This window comes from Kitasatospora sp. NPDC087315 (assembly GCF_044744345.1).
Classification (GTDB): domain Bacteria; phylum Actinomycetota; class Actinomycetes; order Streptomycetales; family Streptomycetaceae; genus Kitasatospora.
In genome coordinates this window covers 59915-81040 of the sequence record NZ_JBIUYD010000020.1, presented here as the reverse complement: position 1 = coordinate 81040, position 21126 = coordinate 59915, and the positions used below count along the sequence as shown (strand labels likewise).

At 72.8% G+C, this 21126-nt stretch carries 24 protein-coding genes; 12 read left to right on the top strand and 12 right to left on the bottom strand.

Going from position 1 to position 21126, the window contains the following annotated elements; genetic code table 11:
* Positions 1 to 96 precede the first annotated feature (96 nt).
* The 5 genes from ACIO5D_RS26510 to ACIO5D_RS26490 are packed head-to-tail and all read right to left on the bottom strand — an operon-like array spanning position 97 to position 5428.
* Positions 97 to 1050, bottom strand: coding sequence for an ABC transporter ATP-binding protein (locus ACIO5D_RS26510; RefSeq protein WP_400655901.1), 954 nt, complete (start codon positions 1048 to 1050; stop codon positions 97 to 99).
* A complete protein-coding gene (locus tag ACIO5D_RS26505; protein ID WP_363608033.1) occupies positions 1047 to 2060 on the bottom strand; it encodes an ABC transporter ATP-binding protein in 1014 nt (337 codons plus the stop codon). The genes ACIO5D_RS26510 and ACIO5D_RS26505 overlap by 4 nt, the downstream gene beginning before the upstream one ends.
* Positions 2060 to 2926 (bottom strand): ABC transporter permease, encoded by an 867-nt coding sequence (locus tag ACIO5D_RS26500; protein ID WP_363608032.1) that lies wholly within the window; start codon positions 2924 to 2926, stop codon positions 2060 to 2062. Before ACIO5D_RS26500 ends, ACIO5D_RS26505 begins: the two co-directional genes overlap by 1 nt.
* Entirely contained in the window at positions 2913 to 3872 is a 960-nt protein-coding gene (locus tag ACIO5D_RS26495) for an ABC transporter permease (RefSeq protein ID WP_363608031.1), read from the bottom strand. The genes ACIO5D_RS26500 and ACIO5D_RS26495 overlap by 14 nt, the downstream gene beginning before the upstream one ends.
* Positions 3869 to 5428 (bottom strand): ABC transporter substrate-binding protein, encoded by a 1560-nt coding sequence (locus tag ACIO5D_RS26490; RefSeq protein ID WP_400655906.1) that lies wholly within the window; start codon positions 5426 to 5428, stop codon positions 3869 to 3871. The genes ACIO5D_RS26495 and ACIO5D_RS26490 overlap by 4 nt, the downstream gene beginning before the upstream one ends.
* Before the next feature lie 240 nt (positions 5429 to 5668).
* On the opposite strand from ACIO5D_RS26490, the gene ACIO5D_RS26485 reads away from it, so the two are divergent.
* Positions 5669 to 6313: a TetR family transcriptional regulator gene (locus ACIO5D_RS26485; protein ID WP_363608029.1), complete on the top strand. Its 645-nt coding sequence runs from the start codon at positions 5669 to 5671 to the stop codon at positions 6311 to 6313.
* A 35-nt stretch (positions 6314 to 6348) separates the two neighbouring features.
* Here ACIO5D_RS26485 and ACIO5D_RS26480 read toward each other — a convergent pair whose 3' ends face one another.
* Positions 6349 to 7107 (bottom strand): GntR family transcriptional regulator, encoded by a 759-nt coding sequence (locus ACIO5D_RS26480; protein WP_400655908.1) that lies wholly within the window; start codon positions 7105 to 7107, stop codon positions 6349 to 6351.
* A 186-nt stretch (positions 7108 to 7293) separates the two neighbouring features.
* Between ACIO5D_RS26480 and ACIO5D_RS26475 the strand changes: the two genes are divergently transcribed.
* The 7 genes from ACIO5D_RS26475 (at position 7294) to ACIO5D_RS26445 (ending at position 13134) form a co-directional block, all read left to right on the top strand.
* Entirely contained in the window at positions 7294 to 8067 is a 774-nt protein-coding gene (locus tag ACIO5D_RS26475) for a tyrosine-protein phosphatase (protein WP_400655910.1), read from the top strand.
* Positions 8064 to 9845, top strand: a complete 1782-nt coding sequence (locus ACIO5D_RS26470) for a glycoside hydrolase family 3 N-terminal domain-containing protein (protein WP_363608026.1) — start codon at positions 8064 to 8066, stop codon at positions 9843 to 9845. Before ACIO5D_RS26475 ends, ACIO5D_RS26470 begins: the two co-directional genes overlap by 4 nt.
* 165 nt (positions 9846 to 10010) lie before the next feature.
* Positions 10011 to 10469 carry an NADAR family protein gene (locus ACIO5D_RS26465; protein WP_400655911.1) on the top strand — a complete coding sequence of 153 codons (459 nt, stop codon included), beginning with the start codon at positions 10011 to 10013 and terminating at the stop codon, positions 10467 to 10469.
* Between the two features lie 6 nt (positions 10470 to 10475).
* Positions 10476 to 11051 (top strand): DUF4291 domain-containing protein, encoded by a 576-nt coding sequence (locus ACIO5D_RS26460; protein ID WP_363608024.1) that lies wholly within the window; start codon positions 10476 to 10478, stop codon positions 11049 to 11051.
* A gap of 22 nt (positions 11052 to 11073) precedes the next feature.
* Positions 11074 to 11367, top strand: coding sequence for a hypothetical protein (locus ACIO5D_RS26455; RefSeq protein ID WP_400761175.1), 294 nt, complete (start codon positions 11074 to 11076; stop codon positions 11365 to 11367).
* Positions 11368 to 11812: 445 nt separating this feature from the next.
* The gene (locus ACIO5D_RS26450) at positions 11813 to 12397 is read left to right on the top strand and encodes a hypothetical protein (RefSeq protein WP_363608021.1); all 585 of its coding nucleotides are present in this window, start codon (positions 11813 to 11815) and stop codon (positions 12395 to 12397) included.
* Between the two features lie 410 nt (positions 12398 to 12807).
* Positions 12808 to 13134 (top strand): hypothetical protein, encoded by a 327-nt coding sequence (locus ACIO5D_RS26445; RefSeq protein ID WP_400655917.1) that lies wholly within the window; start codon positions 12808 to 12810, stop codon positions 13132 to 13134.
* A gap of 195 nt (positions 13135 to 13329) precedes the next feature.
* On the opposite strand, the gene ACIO5D_RS26440 is transcribed toward ACIO5D_RS26445, so the two are convergent.
* The 3 genes from ACIO5D_RS26440 to ACIO5D_RS26430 all read right to left on the bottom strand — a co-directional run bounded on the left by ACIO5D_RS26440 (position 13330) and on the right by ACIO5D_RS26430 (position 14753).
* Positions 13330 to 13536 carry a DUF397 domain-containing protein gene (locus ACIO5D_RS26440; RefSeq protein ID WP_400655919.1) on the bottom strand — a complete coding sequence of 69 codons (207 nt, stop codon included), beginning with the start codon at positions 13534 to 13536 and terminating at the stop codon, positions 13330 to 13332.
* 186 nt (positions 13537 to 13722) lie between these two features.
* Entirely contained in the window at positions 13723 to 13929 is a 207-nt protein-coding gene (locus tag ACIO5D_RS26435; RefSeq protein ID WP_363608018.1) for a DUF397 domain-containing protein, read from the bottom strand.
* The gene (locus ACIO5D_RS26430; protein ID WP_400761184.1) at positions 13914 to 14753 is read right to left on the bottom strand and encodes a Scr1 family TA system antitoxin-like transcriptional regulator; all 840 of its coding nucleotides are present in this window, start codon (positions 14751 to 14753) and stop codon (positions 13914 to 13916) included. The genes ACIO5D_RS26435 and ACIO5D_RS26430 overlap by 16 nt, the downstream gene beginning before the upstream one ends.
* Positions 14754 to 14869: 116 nt before the next feature.
* On the opposite strand from ACIO5D_RS26430, the gene ACIO5D_RS26425 reads away from it, so the two are divergent.
* Both ACIO5D_RS26425 and ACIO5D_RS26420 read left to right on the top strand, forming a co-directional pair.
* Positions 14870 to 15070: a hypothetical protein gene (locus ACIO5D_RS26425; protein ID WP_363608016.1), complete on the top strand. Its 201-nt coding sequence runs from the start codon at positions 14870 to 14872 to the stop codon at positions 15068 to 15070.
* Positions 15070 to 15318 carry a hypothetical protein gene (locus tag ACIO5D_RS26420; RefSeq protein ID WP_400655926.1) on the top strand — a complete coding sequence of 83 codons (249 nt, stop codon included), beginning with the start codon at positions 15070 to 15072 and terminating at the stop codon, positions 15316 to 15318. Before ACIO5D_RS26425 ends, ACIO5D_RS26420 begins: the two co-directional genes overlap by 1 nt.
* A 106-nt stretch (positions 15319 to 15424) precedes the next feature.
* On the opposite strand, the gene ACIO5D_RS26415 is transcribed toward ACIO5D_RS26420, so the two are convergent.
* A complete protein-coding gene (locus ACIO5D_RS26415) occupies positions 15425 to 16207 on the bottom strand; it encodes an ABC transporter permease (protein WP_400798183.1) in 783 nt (260 codons plus the stop codon).
* Positions 16204 to 17145, bottom strand: a complete 942-nt coding sequence (locus ACIO5D_RS26410) for an ABC transporter ATP-binding protein (protein ID WP_400798181.1) — start codon at positions 17143 to 17145, stop codon at positions 16204 to 16206. The genes ACIO5D_RS26415 and ACIO5D_RS26410 overlap by 4 nt, the downstream gene beginning before the upstream one ends.
* A 189-nt stretch (positions 17146 to 17334) precedes the next feature.
* Between ACIO5D_RS26410 and ACIO5D_RS26405 the strand changes: the two genes are divergently transcribed.
* A complete protein-coding gene (locus tag ACIO5D_RS26405; protein ID WP_400798178.1) occupies positions 17335 to 18558 on the top strand; it encodes a sensor histidine kinase in 1224 nt (407 codons plus the stop codon).
* Positions 18555 to 19241 carry a response regulator gene (locus ACIO5D_RS26400; RefSeq protein WP_400655934.1) on the top strand — a complete coding sequence of 229 codons (687 nt, stop codon included), beginning with the start codon at positions 18555 to 18557 and terminating at the stop codon, positions 19239 to 19241. Before ACIO5D_RS26405 ends, ACIO5D_RS26400 begins: the two co-directional genes overlap by 4 nt.
* Positions 19242 to 19323: 82 nt before the next feature.
* On the opposite strand, the gene ACIO5D_RS26395 is transcribed toward ACIO5D_RS26400, so the two are convergent.
* Positions 19324 to 21108 (bottom strand): glycoside hydrolase family 15 protein, encoded by a 1785-nt coding sequence (locus ACIO5D_RS26395; protein ID WP_400798175.1) that lies wholly within the window; start codon positions 21106 to 21108, stop codon positions 19324 to 19326.
* Between the last annotated feature and the right edge of the window lie 18 nt (positions 21109 to 21126).

Here is a 21126-nt window from a genome sequence, read left to right as displayed (position 1 = left end):
GATGACCGGCCGGTTTTCGCATCCTGTCCGCAGCGGTGGACGGTCGGACCTGCCGGGGGGAATCGCAGGCAACCCGGAGCGTCGGCACCCTCCGCCTCAGTCGACCGGCAGCAGTGGCCGGTGGCAGGCGACCGTCCGCCCGGGGGACACCGCGCGCAGGGCCGGTGCCTCGGTGGCGCAGCGCTCGTCCGCCAGTGGGCAGCGGGTGCGGAAGCGGCAGCCCGACGGCGGGTCCAGCGGGGACGGCGGGTCGGCGGGGAGCAGACCGGTGTCGCCGAGCGGGCGGCCGGGCTCGGGGACGGCGGCGAGCAGGGCGGCGGTGTACGGGTGGGCGGGGGCGGCCAGCACCTCCTCGGTCGGGCCCTGCTCGCAGATCCGGCCGAGCTGGAGGACGGCGACGTCGTCGCTGACCGCCCGGACCACACCGAGGTCGTGCGAGATGAACAGGCTGGCCAGGCCGCGCTCGTCGGTGAGCCGGCGCAGCAGGTTGAGCACGGTGGCCTGGGCGGAGACATCGAGCGCGGAGACGGCCTCGTCGGCGATCAGCACCCGCGGTTCGGCGGCCAGCGCCCGGGCGATGGCGACGCGCTGCGCCTGGCCGCCGGAGAGCTGGCCCGGCCGGCGGTCGCCGAACAGGGCGGGGGAGAGGCCGACGGCGTCCAGCTGTTCGTCGATGACGGCCTCGCGGTCGCGGGCCGGGTCGGGGTGGGCGTCGAGCGGTTCGGCGACCAGGTCGCGCACCCGGCGGCGGGGGTTGAGGGAGGAGATCGGGTCCTGGAACACCATCTGCATCCGGGGCCGCAGCGCCCGCAGCGCGCGGGCGGAGAGCGAGCCGAGGTCGGTGCCGTCCAGGGTGACGGTGCCGGAGGTGGGCGGGGGCAGCCGGAGCAGGGCCTTGGCGATGCTGCTCTTGCCGGAGCCGGACTCGCCGACCAGGGCGAGGGTGCGGCGCTGCCGCAGTTCGAGGCCGACCCCGCTGACGGCGTGCAGCGGGCCGGACCGGGTGCGGTGCACCACCGTCAGGCCGGTGGCGTGCAGGACGGTGGTCATGCGGCGGCCTCCGAGGTGCCGAGAGGAGCGAGGGGGGAGAGGGGGAAGTGGCAGGCGGCCGTGTGCGCGGGCCCGGCCCGGTGGACGGGCGGCGCGGCCGTGGTGCAGACGGCGGCGGCGCGTTCGCAGCGCGGGGCGAACGGGCAGCCGGTGGCCGGCTTGGCGAGGTCGGGCGGGGAGCCGGCGATGGCGGGCAGGGTGCGCCGCAGCGGCCCGGTGACGCGCGGCACCGAGCGCAGCAGTGCGGCGGTGTACGGGTGGGCGGGCCGTTCGGTGATGGACTCGGTGGGGCCGCTCTCCACCACCCGGCCGCCGTACATCACGGCGATCCGGCGGGCGCGCCCGTACAGCAGGCCGATGTCATGGGTGATCAGCAGGGTGGCGAGGCCGCGGGTCTCGCGGTGCCGGTCGAGCAGGTCGAGCACGGTGCGCTGGACGGTGACGTCCAGGGCGGTGGTGGGTTCGTCGGCGAGCAGCAGGGCGGGGCTGCCGGCCAGCGCGGCGGCGATGCCGACGCGCTGGCGCAGGCCGCCGGAGAGCTCGTGCGGGTAGGCGCGGGCCCGCCGGGCCGGGTCGGGGACGTCGACGGCGGCGAGCAGTTCGGTGGCGGTCTGCCGCCGGGCGCGGCGGCCGAGCCGCTTCCGGTTGGTGAGCGACTCGGTGACCTGGTCGGCGATCCGCACCACCGGGTTGAGCGAGGTCATCGGGTCCTGGTGGACCATGGCGACGCCGGTGCCGAGCAGTTCGGCGCGCCGGGCGGGGGCGGCGGTGAGCAGGTCCTCGCCGCTGAGCAGCACCTGCCCGGTGGACTCGACCCGGGTGGTGCGGCCGTGCACCCCCAGGACGGTGCGGGCGAGCACGGACTTGCCGGAGCCGGACTCGCCGACCACGCCCAGGCATTCGCCGGCGTCGATGGTGAGACTGACGTCGTGCAGGATGTGCAGCGCGCGGCCGTCGGGGGCGTGGATCACGGTGTTGAGCGAGCGGACGTCCAGGACCGGGGTGGCCATCAGCGGGACTGTCCCTTCTGGGCGGGCGAACGCAGGCGCTCGCCGAGGTAGTTGAGGGCGAGGACGGTCAGGCAGAGCACCGCCGCCGGGGCGAGCGAGATCCACGGCGCGCTGCCCAGCGTGGTCCGGCCCTCGGCGATGATGCCGCCCCAGGACGGCTCCGGCGGGCGCAGGCCGAAACCGAGGAAGCTGAGCGAGCCCTCGGCGACGATGGCGACCGTGGTGGCGGTGAAGGCGAAGGTCAGCGCGGCCGACGCGACGTGCGGGACGACCTCGCGGCGCAGGATGCGGGCCGGGGAGGTGCCGATCATCCGGGCGGCCTGGACGAACCCGCGCTCGCTGAGCGACAGCACCACGGCGCGCACCACCCGGGTGAAGGCCGGCACGGTGAACAGGCCGATCAGCGTGCCGATCACGGGCAGGCTGGGGCCGCGCAGCGAGACCGCGATCATCACCAGGATCAGGGTGGGGACGGACATCAGCAGGTCGGTGGCGAAGCCGATGGCCTTGTCGACCGGGCCGCGGAACCAGCCGGCGGCCACCCCGAGCGCGCCCCCGCCGAGCAGGCCGACGGCGACGGTCAGCCCGGCCACCGCGAAGGAGGCGCGGGCCCCGGCGATCGTCCGCTGGAGGACGTCCCGCCCGGAGGCGTCGGTGCCCAGCCAGTGCCCGGGGCCGGGCGCGGCCGAGGGGGCGGCGAAGTCGCCGTGCAGCGGGTCGAAGCCGGGCAGCAGCGGCAGCAGCAGCGCGGCGAGCGCGACCACGGCCAGCCAGGCGGCCGCGGCGAGGACACCCGCCGGGGGCCGCCGGCGGCGCTTGCGGGCGGGCGCGGTCGGCGGCGCCAGGGTGCTCTCAACGGTGGTCATGGGCGATCCTCGGGTCGAGCTTGCGGTACAGCAGGTCCACCGCGAGGGTGGCCGCGACCACGCCGAGCGCGCTGACCACCACCACGGCCTGGATGACGGGGAAGTCGCGGGCGCCGATGGCGTTGGAGGCGAGGCTGCCGACGCCGGGCACCGCGAACAGCGTCTCGACCAGCACCGAGCCGCCGAGCGAGGTGCCCACGCCGATGCCGAGCAGGGTGACCAGCGGCAGCGAGGACGGCCGCAGCGCGCGCCGCAGCAGCAGCCTTACGGTGCCCATGCCCCGGCTGCGGGCGGCGGCGACGTACGTCTGGTCGAGGGTGTCCAGCAGCTGCCCGCGCAGGGTGCGGGTGAAGACGGCGGCCTCGGTGAGGCCCAGGGTGAGTGCGGGCAGCACCAGGTGCCGGAGGTTCTCCACCGGGTCCTCGGCGAACGGCACCCAGCCGGTGGCGGGCAGGATCCGCAGCTGTACGGCGGTGATCCAGATCAGCAGCAGGGCGAGCACGAAGCCCGGTACGGCGAGCCAGACGAAGGCGCCCGCGGTGGCGATCCGGTCCACCGCGCCGCCCGGCCGCCAGGCCGAGAGCAGCGCGACGGGCACGGCCAGGCAGAGCGCCACCAGCTGGGCGGAGACGAAGAGTTCGAGGGTGACCGGGATCCGGTCGGCCAGCTCGGAGGTGACGGCGGCGCCGCTGGTGAGCGAGTGCCCGAGGTCGCCGTGCAGGGCGTCGCCGAGCCATCGCCAGGCGGCGGTGAGCACGTTCTCGTCCAGGCCGAGCTTGGCCTCGTAGGCGGCGATCTGCTCGGGGGTGGCGGTGGGGCCGAGGGCGGCGACGGCGGGGGAGCCGGGCATCAGGTGCGGCAGGCTGAGCGCCGCGACGGTGACCAGCAGCAGGACGGCGGCGGCGCGGCCGGCCCGTCCGGCGAGGCCGAGGATCCGGGGCGTCACTTCTTCACCCAGAGGGTGGCCGGGGAGACGTTGACGACGGCCCGCTTGGAGAGGTCGGGCAGGCCGCCGACCTTGCTGGTGGCCACGAAGCCGGCCGCGTTCTCGGTGAGGAACAGCATCGGGGCCTCGGCCACGACGGCCTTGGCGGCCTCGTTGTAGGCGGCGGTGCGCTGGGCCGGGTCCAGGGCGGCGCGCCCGGCCGCGATCGACTGCGTGGCCTGCGGGTTGCTCCAGCCGGTGAAGTTGTACGGGGAGCCGGGGGCGTACAGGTTGGCCAGCGCGGTGTCGGTGTCGCCGAACAGGCTGGTCATGAAGTCCTGCACCTGGAACGTGCGCTGCATCAGCGAGGTGCCCAGGGTGGCCGGGTCCATCGGCTTGACGGTCACCTTCACACCGGCCTCGCCCAGCATCTGCTGGATCACGGTGGCGCGCTGCTGGCCCTCGGGGCGGTTGTCGACCTGGTACTCGAAGGAGAGGTCCGGGTGGCCGGACTCGGCGAGCAGGGCGCGGGCCTTGGTCACGTCGCGGGCCGGGTACGTGGCGGCGGCCGAGTGGTAGGGGGAGACGGAGCCGATCGGACCGTCCGAGACCTTGCCCTGGCCGAGGTAGACGACCTTCTCCAGGGCCTCGCGGTCGATGGCGTACTGGATGGCCTGGCGCACGCGCGGGTCGTCGAAGGGCGCGGCCTTGGTGTTGAACAGGATGGTGGAGGTGGAGCTGGGGCCGGTGGCGACGCGCAGCCCGTCCCCGGCGGCCTGCTTCAGCTGGGCGGGCGTCTCGGCCCAGATCAGGTCGGCGTCGCCGGAGCGCAGCGACTGGTAGCGGCTGTCGGAGTCGGCCAGCACCCGGTAGACGATCTTCTCGGCGTGACCCTTGTCGCCCCAGTAGGAGGCGTTGCGGGCGACGGTCACCGAGACGCCCGGCTGCACGCTCTCCACGGTGTACGGGCCGGAGCCGACCGCCGGGGCGTCCCCGTTCGGGGCCTCGGAGACGTAGCCGAGGGAGCGGGTGAACAGGTTGGGGAAGGCCGCGTTCGGGGTCTTGAGGGTGAAGACGACGCTGGTCGGGCTGTTCACCGTCATGCCGCCGATGGTGGCGGCGTCGGTGGCGCAGGAGCACTTGCTCTCCGGCTTGGCCAGCCGGTTGACGTGGTCGACCACGGCCTGGGCGTCCAGCGGCTTGCCGTCGCTGAACTTCACGCCCTCGCGCAGCTCCAGGGTCCAGGCGGTGGCGTCCGCGTTGGGGGTGAACCCCTTGGCCAGGTAGGGCTGCACGGTGCCGTTGTCGCCGTTGACCATCAGCGGGTCGTACAGCGCGTTGGCCAGGACCAGCACGGGCAGCGAGGTCAGCGTGCTGTCGGCCGGGTCGAGCTTGGCGAAGGGGCGGTCCAGGCCGATCTTCAGCGTGCCGCCGTCGGTCGCCTGGCCGTCGGTGGCCGGGGCGGCCTGGGCGGAGCCGCCGGACACCGCGGTGTCGGAGGCCGAGCAGGCGCCGGCGGTGAGGGCGATGGTGACCGTGCAGATGGCCGCTGCCAGAACGTGCTTGTTCCGCTTCATGGTTCCTCGGTGTTCCTCGGATCGAAGGTGGGGGCCGACAGCGTGGGGCTGCCGCCGCAGACCACCATTCGGAAGTGGCACAACTGCCAAAAGGCAGTTGTGCAAACTTCACGTGACGAGGTGTCGACGACTTGGCGCTCGCCTTGAGCGGGCCGCGCCAGGCGTGATTGCGTACGAGTGACGGAGAACCGTCGGAGAAGGGCAGGGCCAGGGAACATGCAGGGGCAGGGGGCCGAAACCGTGGCGGAGACCGTGGACGGGGTGGTGGTCGGGGCGGAGGCCGTCGTCGAGACCGGGCTGCGCGACCGCAAGAAGGCGCGGACGCGCGAGGCGATCCGCACGGCGGCGCTGGACCTCTTCGAGGAGCAGGGCTTCGAGCGCACCACCGTGGACCAGATCTGCCGGCGCGCGGACGTCGCCCACCGCACCTTCTTCCGGTACTACCCCAGCAAGGAGTCCCTGCTCTTCGGCTGGGACTTCGGTCGGCAGATCATCGACGAGTTCGCCGCCGCCCCCGCCGCCCTCGGCCTCTGGGAGGCGTTCTGGCACGCCCTGACCGCGACCGGCGGCCGGCTGGAGGAGCCCGCCGAGCACACCGCCCGGCGCCGGCTGCTGCGCCGGCGCTTCCTCGACGTCCGGTCCGTGCACGACCACGCGATCCTCCAGGTCGACACGTTCGTCCAGCGGACGATCGAGGCCGCGGCCGGGCGCCTGGGCACCGATCCCGACGAGGACCTGCGGGCGCACGCGCTCGGGGCCGCGCTCGGGGCGATGACGCGGCGCCACATCATGGTCGGGAGTTCGGAGCCATGGCTGCCGGAGGCCTGGGAGGAGGCGTTCCGCACGCTGGTGCCGCCGGGTCCCGGCCCCCGGGCGGACGGGTGAGGCCGGCCGGTCCCGCGGTACCCGGGCCGGGGGCGCTAGCGGTCGGGGTGCTCGCGGTAGTGCAGCACGAACCGGGCGCTGCTGCCGACGATCCGGCGCCGGACGTACAGCGCCGGGGCGCCGTCCGGTGTGCAGCTGACGCCCTCGCGGACCAGCAGCGGCGTGCCGACCGGCAGGCCCAGCAGTTCGGCGTCGGCGAGGTCCGCGCCGATCGCGCCGAAGGCCCGCCAGTCGTACTCCAGCTCGATCCCGGCCGCCCGGGCCAGCTCCGGCACCAGATTGCCCCGGAGGCCGGGCCGGTCGAAGCCGGGCGGCAGCAGGGCGGACGGCAGCCAGTAGCTGCTGACCGTCCGGACCTCCGCGCCCAGCCGGATCACGCTCTCCAGCCGGGACAGTTCGCCCGGCGCCCGGCCCAGCCGCCCGGCCGCCTCCAGGTCCTCGGCGGAGCCGGTCACCGGCGGCGCCGCGACCACCTCCTCGCCGTCCCGGGAGTGCAGCGCCGCGTGGACGCTGCCGAGGTCCACCCGCTGGCTGCGCGGGTCCACGTCGATCGAGACCCGGACGGCGGGCGGGCGCACGAAGGTGCCCACCCCGCGCCGGATCTCGATGGTCCCGGCCCGCTCCAGCTCGGCCACGGCCTGTCGGACGGTCAGCCGGTTGACGTCGAACTCCGCGCTCAGCTCCGGCTCGCTGGGCAGCCGGGCGCCGGCCGGGTACGTCCCGGCGTCGATCCGCTCCTGGAGCTGCCGGGCCAGCCGGCGGTACAGCGGGGTGCTGGTTCGGTGCGTTGCCACGCGCCAGATCCTACGGAGCCGGGCGCCCGGGATGCCGTCCGCCCGTAGAAGCACCAGCCCTTGACCCGATGTTCATCTCGCCGCCGCTTGCCGGGCACCCCCGGTAGCCGTTACACATCTAGACATCTAGATGTCTTCGTTTTTCGCAGCTCCACCCGAAAGCCAGTGCCACCCGAAAGGCCCCCCATGTCCCTGGTCAACTTCCGCGACCCCGCCGTCCTCGCCGACCCCGACAGCCGCTGGATCCGCCCCGGCGCCGTCCACCGCTCCGCCCAGCCGCACGCGGCCGCCGCCCCGGCGATTCTCGCCCAGCTGTGTGAGGCCGGCATCCGCACGATCGTCGACCTGCGCGGCGACGCCGAGGCCAGGCCGGCCGACTGGGCCGAGGCCGAGGCCGCCGGGATCCAGGTCGTCGCGGCGCGCATCCAGCCCACCAGCGACGCCCTGGACGCGTCCATGCGGGAGATGACCACCGCCGCCGACCTCGGCGCCTTCTACCTGCTGATGGCCGAGTCCGCGCCCGAGGCCGTCGTCGCCGCCGTCGAGGCCGCCACCCGCCCCGGCGGCGTGCTGCTGCACTGCGCCGCCGGCAAGGACCGTACCGGCCTGCTGATCGCCCTGCTGCTCGACCTGGTCGGCGTCCCCGCCGAGGAGATCGTTGCCGACTACGCCCGCACCAACGAGGCGCTGACGCAGATCTGGGCCAACCTCGCCGATCGCAACCGCAGCGCCATGAACGACTACCAGGCCGGCACGCTCACCGTCCCGGCCCCGCTGCTGGAGGCCCCCGCCGGCGCGATGGTTGCCTTCCTGGAGCTGGTCGACACCCGGTACGGCGGTACGGAGGCCTTCCTGGCGCACTGCGGCGTGGTCCCCGCCACGATCGAGGCCTTCCGCGCCAAGGCCGGCGTCGCCGCCGACGCGGCCGTTGCCGCCGCTGGGACGGAGGCCGTCGCATGACGGCCCGGCTCCGTCATCACGACGGCACCCCGTTCCGCGACCTCAACCACAACGGCACCATGGAGCCCTACGAGGACCCGAGGCTGCCCGTCGAGGAGCGCGTCGAGGACCTGCTCGGCCGGATGACGCTCGCCGAGAAGGCCGCCCTGATGTTCCACGGCCGGATGATGCCCGGTACCAGCCCGGAACTCCCGTTCCCCACCGGAGCCGAGCTGATCAACGGACGCGGCCTCACCGCCTTCGCCATGATGGCCGTCCCCGACGCCCGCGCGATGGCCGAGTGGAACAACCACGTCCAGGACCTCGCCGCCGCCGAACGCCTCGGCATCCCCGTCACCCTCGCCTCCGACCCCCGGCACGGCTTCACCGCCAACCCCGCCACCGCCTTCGTCGGCGGCGGCTTCAGCGCCGGCCCCGAACCGATCGGCCTCGCCGCCACCGACGACCCGGCGCTGGTCGAGGAGTACGCCCGGCTGATCGGCCGTGAGCTGCGCGCCGTCGGCATCCGCCTGGCCATCCACCCGATGGCCGACCTCGCCACCGAGCCGCGCTGGGCGCGGATCAGCGGCACCTTCGGCGAGGACCCGGAGCGCGCCGTCCGGATGATCACCGCCTACATCCGCGGCCTCCAGGGCGAGAGCATCGGCCCGGACAGCGTCGCCTGCATGACCAAGCACTTCCCCGGCGGCGGCCCCCAGGCCGCCGGCGAGGACTCGCACTTCGCGGCCGGCCGCCGGCTGGTCTACCCCGGCGGCGCGCTGGACCAGCACCTGCGCCCGTTCGAGGCCGCCTTCGCGGTGGGCACGGCGCAGATCATGCCCGCCTACGCGATCCCCTCCGGCACCGGGCTGGCCGAGGTCGGCGCCAACTTCAACCGGGACGTCATCACCGGCCTGCTGCGCGGCAAGTACGGCTTCGACGGCGTGGTCTGCACCGACTTCAACGCCATCACCGGCATGGCGATCCCCGGCATGGCCGCCCTCCCGCCGCGCCACTGGGGCGTCGAGGAGCTGTCGGTGGCCGAGCAGGTGGTGCTCACCCTGGACGCGGGCGCCGACCAGCTCGGCGGCGAGACCGACCCCGGGCTCGTCCTCGACGCCGTCCGTTCGGGCGCGGTGAGCGAGGCCCGGATCGACGAGTCCGCCCGGCGGATCCTGCGTGACAAGTTCCGGCTCGGCCTCTTCGACGACCCGTACGTCGACCCCGACGCCGCGGCCGCCCTCGTCGGCGCCCCGGCCGGGCGCGAGCTGGGCCGCCGGGTGCAGGAGCGTTCGCTGGTCCACATCGCCGGGCGGCCACTGGCAGGTCGGCGGCTGTACCTGGAGGAGATCGACCCGGCCGTCGCCGCCCGCCACGGCGCGGTGGTCGCCCGCCCGGAGGACGCCGACGCGGCCGTCGTCCGGCTCAAGGCGCCCTACGAGCAGCGCGAGGGCCTCCTCGAACGCTTCTTCCACAGCGGGTCGTTGGAGTTCCCGGCGGAGGAGGCGGAGCGTCTGCGCGCGATCGCCGCCACCGTGCCCACCTGCTTCGTCGTCCATCTCGACCGGCCCGCCGTGCTCACCCCGCTCGCGGGCGAAGCCGCCATGCTGATCGGCGAGTTCGGCGCCGACGACGACCTGGTGCTGGAGGCCGCCCTCGGACTCGCCCCGGCGCGCGGGGTCCTGCCCTTCGACCTGCCCTCCTCGATGGCCGCCGTCGAGGCCTCCCGCGAGGACGTGCCGTTCGACACCCGCGACCCGCTGTTCCGCTGCGGCTGGTCGGCTGCTGACGGCGCCTGATCCGGGCCGTTCCGTTCCCGCTCCCGCTGCTTCCGTACTCTGCGGAAGCGCCGGGAGCGGGGGCGGGTGGAAAAGCAGACGCGCCCGGGCGTGGGCGCGGCATACGATCTCACCGCCGCTCACCGCCGCATCCTGATGGGTGCCGCGCGCCCGGACGGAGACCCGATGCCGATCTACTTCTACGGAGCCGACGAGGTGCCGTACGGCTGCTTCTCGAACTTCTCGGCACACGGGGTCGAGCTCGACGGGCGGTTCTGGCCCACCTCCGAGCACTGCTTCCAGGCGCAGAAGTTCACCGGCACCCGCCACGCCGACCTCATCCGCAAGGCCCCGACGCCGCTGCGCGCCGCCCAGCTGGGGCGGGACACGTCCAAGCCGCTGCGGCGCGACTGGGAGCGGGTGAAGGACGACGTGATGCGGCGGGTCGTGGACGCCGAGTTCCGCACCCACGAGGACATCCGGGCCGTCCTGCTGTCCACCGGCACCGACCGGATCGTCGAGGACACCGGCGCCGACCACTACTGGGGGCGCGGCCGCACGGGGACGGGCAAGAACATGCTGGGCCGCATCCTGATGAGCACCCGTGACCGGCTGGCCGCCGAGGCCGGCCCGGTGGGGCGGTAGGCGCGCATGCAGCCCCAGCACCGGATCCGCGCCGACCACGACGCCCGGACGATCGTCGTCTACCAGGCGTACGCGCCCGTCGTCGCCGAGCCGGCCCTGAAGGCGGGCCGGTTCGTGCCGCCGTTCTCGTTCCAGCGGATGACGTGGATCAAGCCGTCCTTCACCTGGCTGATGCACCGCAGCAACTGGGGCCGGAAGCCGGGCCAGGAACGCATCCTCGCCGTTCGGATCACCCGGGAGGGATGGGAGGAAGCGCTCTCCCGGGCCGTCCTGACCACCGCCGATCCGGCCGCCGTGGCCCAGGCCGAGGTCCACGTCCAGTGGGACCCGGAGCGGTCGCCGAGGGGTGCGGCGCTGAACCACTACAGCATCCAGGTCGGCATCGGCAGATCGCTGATCCGCAGCTACGTCGACGACTGGATCGTCGACCTCACCGACCTCACCCCGCAGGTCCGCAAGATCGCCGCCCTGGTCCAGAACGGCCACCCGGCGAAGGCCCAGCGCCTCCTCCCACCCGAGCGCCCCTACCTGCTGCCGCTGCCGACGGCACGCCGCCTCGGCATCACCGAAGGCCGCCCCTGACGCCGCCCTGACGCCGCCCGCCATGATGATCGACGGCCTCGGGGTGGCGGAGGGCACCCGCCGGTCGGCGTGGATGGTGCGCGGGACCTTCTCCCGGCAGGTGTACGGCTCGCTGTGGATCGCGCTGCCCGTGGCCCTCGCCGTGGTCATCGGATTCGTGGCATTCATGCTCGGGGTGGAGTCGAACAGCGCGGGGCCCGCCATCGCGGGCGGACTGCTCGCCGCCCTGCTCCTGATGGGCGCGCTCCTGGTGGGGGCCACGGTCTCCGGGATCTTCCGCACCGTGCTCTACCGGGACGCTTCGGCTGTGGCCTGACACCCCGGATGTGATCTCCGTACGTCGTCGGCCGGGGCCTGGCCCGCCCGGCTGATGGCGGTGACCTGCGGGAACAGCCGGCGAGCGCGACGTGGGTCCGGCCTCCGAGCCCTGCCCGCCGCCGGCGTCGGCGGGCAGAGCTCTCCCCCTTGGGGCGTCTCGTTCCCTGAAGGCGGCTCACCTCGTCGCGTCGGCGGTTTCGGGCGTTCTGCCGCCGGAGGAGTGAGTGGGCATCAGGGATCACTCGGAAGGATCAACCGCCAGTCAATCGTCATATTTTCTAACTTATATGACGATCCATCAGTTCTCTGAATCCTTGCCCCGCCACCCGTTCGGCCCCCCCTGTGCCGGTCCTTCGATATGCCCGATATGACCGCCCTCGGTACGTTCAAATCACGAGGTCGGCGGCCCAGTCGACCAGTACAAGGATCAGGAGAAAAGTTCCATGCAGATCACCCGCGCAACCGTCATCACCGCGGCCGTAGGAACCGCCGCGGCCCTGGCCGCGACCGGCCTCACCTACGCCTCGGCCGCTTCCCAGCCGATGACCCAGGCGGCCCCGGTCGTCCAGCAGGCGGTCGCTCCCGCACAGGCGTCCTTCGTCAACGACGGCATGGGAAATGAGGGCAAGGGCAACGAGGGCAAGGGCCACGAGGGCAAGGGCTACGAGGGCAAGGGCCACGAGGGCAAGGGGCACCGGAAGCACCACGAGGAGGGCCGCATCCACATCAACGAGCGGACCTACTCCGCTCACTCGGGCGGCTGCATCACCGTGGTCAGCGGCCTGGGCGCCAAGAGCCTGAACATCCGCAACGACAGCCACAAGACCGTCGAGGTCTTCCGCGGGGCGGTCTGTGACGATGGTGCCCCCATCGCCACCGTTGGGCCCCGCAGCTCCAGCGACGGTGTGGACCCGCGTTGCACCGAGGGTGTCTTCGTCGAGCACGGAGTGGTGGCCAGCTTCCGGGTAGTCCGAGGCCACGAGGGTGGTCGCGAGGGCGGCCACGAGGGCGGCTACGAGGACTACTGATCCAGGCCTTCTCCAGAAGGCCAGGGCCGCAGTCCTCGGACACCCTGATGGATCGGGAACGCGCTCGGTCCAGACCTTTCTCCGCGAGCGGCAATAGCGTGGTCCGGCGTCACGACACGGTGGTCTGACCGACACCGAGACATCGCCGGGGAGCTGGACCACGCCGCGATCGGCGCTCTGTTGCCTCACGGACGCCCCCGCCTGGCTCTTGCCGGGCGGGGCGTCCGGGGGGCCGAGGCCCCCGGGACTGTCTCCTGGTGGCCCGATGGCGGCTTTGAAGTTCGGCCGTGATGCCGCTGGGACGTTCGTGTGGGCGTCTCGTGGACAGACGGTCGCTGGGGGGCAGCCAGAGGTCCCTGAACACGCGGCGCAGGTTGCGGCGCGTTCCCCAGGGGACTCTGGCGATGTGGTTGCGGGAGAAGCCCGAGGAGGTGTTCTCGGGCGGAGCCGTTCGCACTCGCGTTCGGGGTGTGTGGAATGCCGGGTCTGTCGCCGCGGTCACGGTGTCGCGGTTCGCCGAGACCCTGGCCGACCGCCAGACTGCGGAGCCGGCGGTCCGCGCGATCGACCGGAAATATGCTCTTGGCCTGGAATCTGTGGATCGAGAGTTCGATTTCACGATGCCGGCCAAGTTCCGGGCCCGGTCGGTCGAGCACGGCCGCGAGGACGGGTTGATCACCGTCGGGGGAAAGCAGTACACGGACTTACTCAGGTCATCGGCGCGGTACGGGATTTGAACCGGTTGGGGTTGGCCGGGGAGAGCGTGCGTACGGCGTTGGATGCGCTGACCGTCGCCGGCCCCTGTCCGGCTCGGTCGGGCGATGCCGGTGGCGGATCTTCGTACAGATCTACTACGTGCACACCGACGGGTTCGACTATCCACTCCGGGAGGCCGGGGTGCCCCACCGCCTGGCGCGGCGGGGCCGGGGCGGTCAGTGGGTGTCGAACTCGCCAGTGCGGACGGCAGTGATGAAGGACTGCCAGGAGGATGCCGGGAAGAGGAGGGCGGGGCCGCTCGGGTCCTTGGAGTCACGGACAGGTACGACGTTGATGTACCCCTCGGCAGTCTCGATGCATGCACCACCGCCACCGCTGTACGAACTCTTCCTCCAGAGGGCATTGCCCAGGTCAATGTCCATCCTCAAAGTCCTTCCGTACCGCGCGGATCATCGCCACGGATGCGGCTTGGCGCAGCGCTTTGATCTGCATTCGATCGTAGTCCTTGGCCGGCGCCGGCACAGGATCTGTATCGCGGCCGAGACAGTTGCGTTGCTCGGTCTCCGCGCGAGCCCGGGATGCCCTGCCGCCGCCCCGGCCCGGGGCGGTCAGTGGGTGTCGAACTCGCCAGTGCGGACGGCAGTGACGAAGGACTGCCAGGAGGACGCCGGGAAGAGGAGGGCGGGGCCGCTCGGGTCCTTGGAGTCACGGACGGGCATGATGCCGGGGTAGTTGTCGGCTGTCTCGATGCACTGGCCTCCGCTGCCGCTGTATGAACTCTTCTTCCAGCGAGCGCCAGTCAGATCGACGTCCATTCGAAGTCCCTCCGTACCGCACGGATCATTGCTACCGACTCGGCCTGGTTCATGGCCTCGATCAGGAGCCGATTGTAGTCCTTGGCCAGCGCCGCTACGGACTCCGTATCGCGGTCGAGATAGCCACGTTGCTCGGTCTCCGTGTAGGCGAGCATCTTGCGGCCAGGCATCGTCAGCATGGTCACCACACGAGTGAACGGCCGGTCTTCGCCCAGGGAGTACGGGGCTACCTGAAGGAGGATGTTCGGTTGCTCGGCCATGTGTTCAAGGTGTAGCAATTGTTCGACCATCACATCCCGGCCCCCGATCGGCCGCCGGAGACAGCTCTCGTCGAGCACCGCGTGGACGAGGGGCGGCGGCGTCCGCTGGAGGCACTGCTGTCGAGTCAACAGGAAGTTGACTCGCTCCTCGACGTGTTCTTGAGTAGCTGTTCCTCGCCTGACATTCCCGTGCTCCCAGGCGGTTGCGTACGCCTTGGTCTGAAGCAGCCCAGGGATGACATTGATCTCGAAGAGCCGGATCTCCTCGGCCCGCGACTCGTAGTTGGCGTACTCCGGGAAGCCCGGGACCAGGGCCGTGTGCCGGTGCTGCCAGTACATCAGCGACAGTGTCCCGCCGGTTTCCAGGACCGCGTCCGCCCGGGCAGCGAACTGCTCACTCGGCGGGCGCTGCGCAAGTTCGACGAACGAGACGTACGACGGGTCGTACTTGCACTTGCGGGCCAGTTGGGCCTGCGTGAGTCCACGGCCCTCGCGTGACCTGCGGAGCTGCACGCCGAAGGGGGCCCAGGGGGATGAGGTCGGGTCAAGGGTCTTCTTGTTCAAGGCGGTTTCCCCAACATTCGCCGAGGCCGAGGTCAAGTAGATCGCGGCTTCCGATGGTAGCTGCCTTCAGGCCAACATGGACACAGACCGTGAAATTCCGAGTACGGAGGGTTCGTATGGATCGTGTCCGAGTTCAGGCCACCAGGCTCCACGGCTACGGGATCCGTTGGGATCCCGCCGCCCGGCTCTACCGGGTGCGCAACGAGATCACGGGGGAGTGGCTGAGAGACGGCGACGGATCGCTGTGCGGCTTCTCCTCCTTCTCCGTCGCGGAGAAGGCCTGGCGGGGGTTCGAGTCGCACCGGGAGATGGTCTGATGGGGCCGATCCTCAACCGGGCGACCGCCGAGCAGCGCCGCGAGGCCGCCTTCGCCGTCGAGGAGCTGACGGCCGTCCTCGCTCTCGGTGACGCCAAGTTGCCCTCCCTCGAAGTGGACTGGGACTACGGGCGGTTGACCGGTGCCTACCTGATCAACCTCGGCTCGGCCCGTACCTCCCAGGTCCTGCGGATCACCGAACTCCTGCGAAAGGGCCTGCTCCATGAGCGACAGGCCGGCCAGGGCTGAACTCCTCCGCCCCCACGGCCGGCGAGCCGTCTGAAACGCGGAACGGGAAGTCGGCGGGTCCGACTTCCCGTTCGGGGGCTCCTCCAGGCAGCAGCCGGCCGACCGGCTACGCGTCGCGACGGCTGAGGGTGAGGGCGGCCGCGGTGAGGGCGGCGGCGAGGTGGGCGGCGAGGGCCGCGAAGCAGCCGGCCGCGCCGAGCCGGGTGTCGCCGCCCGCCGAGGCGACGGTGGTGCCCAGGCCCTCGAAGGCGCTCTGCAGGCCGAACCTCGAAACGCCGTCACCGAACGGCGCGAGCAGCATCGGCGACAGGAAGAAGAGGCCGAACAGCGCCGCGACCGCGCCGGCGGTGTGCCGGATGACGAAGCCGAGCGCGAGGCCGATGAGGGCGAACGCCGACAGGAACACCCCGCAGCCGACGACCGCGCGCAGCACGCCGGGGGCGGAGAGCGACACCGCGAGGTGCTTGCCGTCGATGGCCCGCTGACCGAGCAGGAAGGTCAGGAACGCCAGGACCTGTCCGAGCAGCGTGGACGCGCCGCCGACGACCAGGGCCTTGGCGGCGAGCACCTGGCCGCGCCGGGGCACGGCCGCCAGGGTGGTGCGGATCTGGCCGGTGGTGTACTCGCTGGAGGCGGCCAGGGTCCCCAGGGTGCCGATCGCCAGGACGGCGACGTAGAAGCCGCCGGAGAAGCCGTACCGGACCGGGTCGAAGCGGGCGCGCTGCTCGGCGGTCCAGGCGTCCCAGTTGTCGGCGGCGCTGCCGTAGTCGATCAGGCCGATGAACAGTGCGGCGGCCAGCGCGACGAGCGCGGACAGGTAGGTCGCGCGGACGCTGCGCAGTTTGACCCACTCTCCGGCCAGGGCGCCACGGGTGGTCGGGGCGGTCATGCCTGCTTCCTCCTGAACATCGCGGCGGCGCCGGTCCGGGCGGCGCGGTAGTCGACCGCGTCGCCGGTGACGTCCATGAACGCCTGCTCCAAGGAGGCGTGCCGGACGGTGAGTTCGTGGACGCCGAGGCGGTGCGTGGCGGCCAGGTCGCCGATCGCCGCCGGTTCCAGTCCGCTGACGGCCAGCGCTCCGCCGGGCTCCTCCGCCACGGCCGCCCCGGCCCCGCGCAGCAGCCCGGCCAGCGCGGCCGGCTGCGAGGTGCGGACCAGGACGTCGGTGCGCGCGTTGTCGCCGAGGAACTCGGCGGTGGGCTGGTCGGCGACGAGCCGACCGCGGCCGATGATGACCAGGTGGTCGGCGGTGACGGCCATCTCGCTCATCAGGTGGCTGGAGATCAGGACCGTCCGGCCCTCGGCGGCCAGGTCCTTCATCAGGCCGCGGATCCAGTGGACGCCCTCGGGGTCGAGGCCGTTGACCGGCTCGTCGAACAGCAGGACCGGCGGATCGCCGAGCAGGGCGCCGGCGATGCCGAGGCGCTGCTTCATGCCCAGGGAGAACCGCCCGACCCCGCGTCGGGCCACCTGCTCCAGGCCGGTACGGGCCAGCACCTCGCGGACCCGGCGGGCGCCGATGCCGTTGGTGACGGCGATCCCGAGCAGGTGGTGGTAGGCCGAGCGGGACGGGTGGACGGCGCCGGCGTCCAGCAGCGCCCCGACCTCGCGCAGCGGGTACCGCATCGAGGCGTACGGCCGGTCGTTGACGAGTGCCCGACCTCGGGTCGGGGCATCCAGGCCCAGGATCATCCGCAGCGTCGTGGACTTGCCCGCGCCGTTCGGCCCGAGGAATCCGGTGACCCGCCCCGGCCGGACGGTGAAGGACAGCCCGTCCACCGCGACGGCGTCCCCGTAGCGCTTGGTGAGGTCGCGTACCTCGATCATCGTCGTGCCTTTCCGTCGACGTGGTTCCACTGGCGTGGCTCCCCTGACGGCTCCACGCTCCCGTCCACGCCCGGCCCGGTCGTCCCACCGCGGGCGGAACCGCCGCCTCCCGCGGGGCCCGGCCTCCGCCCGTGGTCATAGGCCTGCCGGGGGATGCCGCGACCGCGGGCCCGCCGATAGCCTGGGGAAATGTCCAACGCCCCGCACCCGCCGGTGACCAAGAGGCTGCGTCGCGGCCAGTGGGTGGCGATCGACGTGATGTTCTCCCTGGTCCTGACCCTGATCACCTGGGTGCGGGTGCTGGACGCCTACCGGGTGTTCGACCCGCACCACCGGGGATACCCGAAGCCGGCCCCGGCCGAGCTGGTGACGGTGCTGGGGTGCGTGGTGGCGGTGGGCGTGGCCATGGGGCTGCGCCGGCTCGGCCCGCTGTTCGCGGCCGGGGCGGTCTTCGCCGCGTGGGCGGTCGTCGTCGCGGTGGCCGGGCAGCTGACCATCGCCAACCTGGCCGGCTTCCAGGTGGAGATCGCCGCGATGACGACCGTCTACCTGGTGGCGGCGACCCGCCCGCCGCGCCTCGGCGCCGCCGTCATGGTGCTCGGCCTGGTCGGCGCCGGGCTGAGCGAGTTCGGCTCGCGGGAGCTGTGGAACAACCTGGTGCTGGCCGCGCTGGCGGTGGTCACGGCCTGGTCGCTCGGCTCCGCGCTGGCCCGCTACCGCTCGTACAGTGCCGCGCTGCGCGAGCACCAGGCCGACGTCGCCAAGGCCGAACTCGCCCAGGAGCGGATCCAGTTGGCCAGGGAGCTGCACGACGTCATCGCGCACAGCATGAGCGTGGTCAACGTCCAGGCCGGCTACGGCCGTTTCGTCATCGGCCGGGACCCGGCACAGGCCGAGCAGGCGCTGGCCGCGATCCAGGCGGTGAGCCGGGACGCCATGGTGGAGATGCGCGGACTGCTGACCGTCCTGCGCGACGCCGGTGCCGAGGCCGCCGTGCCGCCCCCCGCGCCCCGCCTGGCCGACCTGGACCGGCTGGTGGCGAGCTGCGCCGAGGCCGGGCTGAAGGTCGAGCTGCGGGTGCGCGGCCAAGTCCGGGAGCTGTCGGCGGGGGTGGAGCTGTCGGCGTTCCGGATCGTCCAGGAGACGCTGACCAACGTCGTCAAGCACGCACACGCCGCGTCGGCCCGGGTGAACGTGGACTACGGGGAGGAGGCGCTGGCGCTGGAGGTGACCGACGCCGGGCGCGGCGGGCCGGTCGCGGCCGGCGGGCACGGCCTGGCCGGGATGGCCGAGCGGGTCGGGCTGTACGAGGGCACGCTGGACGCCGGTCCGCTGCCCGGCGGCGGGTTCCGGGTCCACGCCGTCCTCCCGCTGGCCGGGCCGGCCGGTGCGCCCGGGGCGGATGCGGCATGAGCGACGGTCCGCCGATCCGCGTCGTCGTCGCCGACGACCAGACCCTGGTGCGCGTCGGCCTGAGCGGGATCGTCGCCGCCGCCGACGGCTTCGAGGTCGTCGGCGAGGCCGCCGACGGCGCCCAGGCCGTCCGGCTGGCCCGCGTCGAGCACCCGGACGTGGTGCTGATGGACATCCGGATGCCCGGCACGGACGGTCTGGAGGCCACCCGGCTGATCACCGCCGACAGCGGCGTGCGCATCCTGATCCTCACCACCTTCGACCTCGACGAGTACATCTACGGCGCGCTGCGCGCCGGGGCCTCCGGCTTCCTGCTCAAGTCCACCCCGCCGGAGGACCTGCTGGCCGCGATCCGGGTGGTCGCCGCCGGTGAGGCCCTGCTCGCCCCCAGCGTCACCCGCCGACTGATCCGCGAGTTCGCCGCCCGGCCCACGCCGTCGTCGGCCGGTGCCCGGGGCGGTGAACAGGAGCGGCTGCTGCGGGTGATCACCGGGCGGGAGGCGGAGGTGCTGACGCTGATCGGGCGCGGGCTGACCAACACCGAGATCGCCGAGGAGCTGTACGTCAGCACCGGCACGGTCAAGACCCATGTCGGGCACCTGCTGGCCAAGCTCGCCGCCCGGGACCGCGTCCAACTGGTGATCACCGCCTACCGCGCCGGACTGGTGGACCCGTCGGCCTGACACCCCCGGACTCCGCCGGAAACGCGGAAGGGGAAGTCGGACCGGCCGACTTCCCCTTCCGCGCGCTCGTTCCAGGCCGGGCTCAGCTGAGCCGCAGGGCGGTGTCGATCAGCGGGACGTGGCTGAACGCCTGCGGGAAGTTGCCGACCTGGCGCTTCTCGCGCGGGTCCCACTCCTCGGCGAGCAGGCCGAGGTCGTTGCGGATGGCCAGCAGCTTGTCGAAGAGCTCGTGTGCCTCGTCGGCCCGCCCGATCATCGCCAGGGCGTCGGCCAGCCAGAACGAGCAGGCCAGGAAGGCGCCCTCGTCGCCGGGCAGGCCGTCCACGCCCCCGCTGGTGGGGTAGCGGAGCACGAAGCCGTCCGGGGTGGAGAGTTCGCGCTGGATCGCCTCGATGGTGCCGATGACGCGCTTGTCGTCCGGCAGGAGGAAGCCGACCTGGGGGATCAGCAGCAGCGAGGCGTCCAGCTCCCGCGAACCGTAGGACTGGGTGAAGGTGTTGCGCTCCGCGTCGTAGCCGTGGGTGCAGACGTCCTGGTGGATGGTGTCGCGCAGCGTGCGCCAGCGCTCCAACGGGCCCTCGTGGGGCGTCTGTTCCAGCAGCTTGATGGTGCGGTCGACGGCGACCCAGGCCATCACCTTGGAGTGGACGAAGTGGCGGCGCGGGCCGCGCACCTCCCAGATGCCCTCGTCCGGCTCGCGCCAGTGCTCCTCCAGCCAGGAGATCAGCCGGAGTTGCAGCAGGTGGGCGTGGTCGTCGCGGGCCAGTCCGGTGCTGTGGGCGAGGTGCAGGGCCTCGACGACCTCGCCGTAGACGTCGAGCTGGAGCTGCCCGGCCGCGCCGTTGCCGACCCGGACGGGCCGGGAGCCCTCGTAGCCCGGCAGCCAGTCGAGCTCGGACTCGGCCAACTCCCTTTCCCCGGCGATGCCGTACATGATCTGCAGGTTCTCCGGGTCCCCGGCCACCGCGCGCAGCAGCCACTCGCGCCAGGCGCGGGCCTCGTCGCGGTAGCCGGTGCGCAGCAGTGAGGAGAGGGTGATGGCGGCGTCGCGCAGCCAGGTGTAGCGGTAGTCCCAGTTGCGGACGCCGCCGATGGACTCGGGCAGTGAGGTGGTGGGGGCGGCGACGATGCCACCGGTCGGGGCGTAGGTGAGGGCCTTGAGGGTGATCAGCGAGCGGATCACGGCCTCGCGGTAGGGGCCCTGGTAGGTGCACTGGCCGGCCCAGTCGCGCCAGAACTCCTCGGTGACGGCCAGCGCCTCCTCGGCGTCCGGGGCCTTCGGAGCCTCCAGGTGGGAGGCCTGCCAGGTGAGCGCGAAGGCGATCCGCTCACCGGCGGTGACGGTGAAGTCGGCGTAGGTGGTGAGGTCCTGGCCGTAGGTCTCGGCCTCGCCGTCCAGCCACACCGAGTCGGGCCCGGCGACGGCGACCGTACGGGTCTGGTCACCGTCCGAGACCTTGCGCACCCAGGGCACGATCCGGCCGTAGCTGAACCGCATCCGCAGCGCCGAGCGCATCCGGACGGTGCCGGCCACGCCCTCGACGATCCGGATCAGCTGCGGGGCGGTGCCGCGCGGCGGCATGAAGTCGACCACCCGGACGGTGCCTTCGGCGGTGTCCCACTCCTGCTCCAGCACCAGCGAGTCGCCCCGGTAGCGGCGCCGGCCGGCGGGCGGTGCGTCGGCCGACGGCGCGCCGGCCGGGCCGATCCGCCAGAAGCCGTGCTCGTCCGTCCCCAGGAGGCCGGCGAAGACGGCGGGGGAGTCGAAGCGGGGCAGGCAGAGCCAGTCGACCGAGCCGTCCCGGCCGACCAGGGCGGCGGTCTGCATGTCGCCGATCAGCGCGTAGTCCTCGATACGGGCGGCCACGTGGTTCTCCAGGATGGT